The sequence below is a fragment of the Nocardiopsis prasina DSM 43845 genome (assembly GCF_000341265.1).
Lineage (GTDB): Bacteria > Actinomycetota > Actinomycetes > Streptosporangiales > Streptosporangiaceae > Nocardiopsis > Nocardiopsis prasina.
In genome coordinates this window covers 1-984 of the sequence record NZ_ANAE01000057.1, presented here as the reverse complement: position 1 = coordinate 984, position 984 = coordinate 1, and the positions used below count along the sequence as shown (strand labels likewise).

1 pseudogene is annotated in these 984 nt (G+C 75.9%); it reads left to right on the top strand.

The window, feature by feature from the left end:
* Window positions 1–302 precede the first annotated feature (302 nt).
* A pseudogene (locus D452_RS27505) lies at window positions 303–984 on the top strand (ATP-binding protein); the annotation flags it as partial.

Below are 984 nucleotides of genomic sequence, written 5' to 3'. Positions count from 1 at the left end.
CGCCGTCGAAGCCGGCCCTTCGGCGGTGCTGGCCGACCCGCAGACCCGCGCGGCCGTGGAGAACTCCCTGGACGCCGACTCCCCCGAGTCCGTCTCCGGCCCGGTGCTGGACCTCGTGGCCGTGTCGGACACCACCGTGGACGACGCGCCGTGGCTGGCCGAGCTGGCGCTGCGCGACGACGAGGGCGGATTCTCCGTCGCCGGCGAGCTGCTGCTGCCCACCAGCCCGCTGCGCGAGATCTTCGTNCCCCGCCGCCGACCTCGTCGAGCGCTACGGCGAGGCCGCCCTGGCCGCGGTCGGCGTGCTCGACTCCTTCACACTGGTGCGTACCGAGGACCTGACCCTGGGCGCCGCTCTGGAGAACGCCGGCAGCGGAACACGCGTGGACGGGCTCGACGGCGTGGACGAATGGGCCGAGGACGTCGCCGAGCGGCTGGGCGACCCCGACCTCCCGCCCGTCGTCACCGAGTTCACGGCGGTCGCCGACCTCGAATTCGTCCGCGAGGACCGCTGGCCCCGCGCCCTGGAGCTGCTGTCGGGCCGGCGCCTGCGCGAGGCCGTGACCGCACCCGCGCGGGTGCTGGGCGAGCGCGGCCAGGTCGTCGACGTCCCCTCCTACACGGCGTGGTGGCTGCGCACCGGAGCCGCCCTCGACGGAAGGCGGCCCACCGACCTGCGCACCGCCGACGCCGACACCGTGCTTGCGGGGCTCTACGATCCCGCTCCGAGCGGGATCGACGGCGGGCTGGCGGCCGCGCTGGGGGTCCGCTCCCGCCTGGCCGACCTGCTGGCCGAATCCGACGGGCCCGACGACCTGCTGGAGCGCATGGCCGATCCCGCCCGCCACGTCGACCGTTGGGCGCTGCGCGAACTGTGGGTGGCTCTGGCCGAGGCCGACGCCGACCGCGTCTCCCCGCCCGAACGGGTTCGCGCCGTCCAGGGCGGCGCCATCGTGCTGGCCGACCCCGACGACGCGGTCGTGG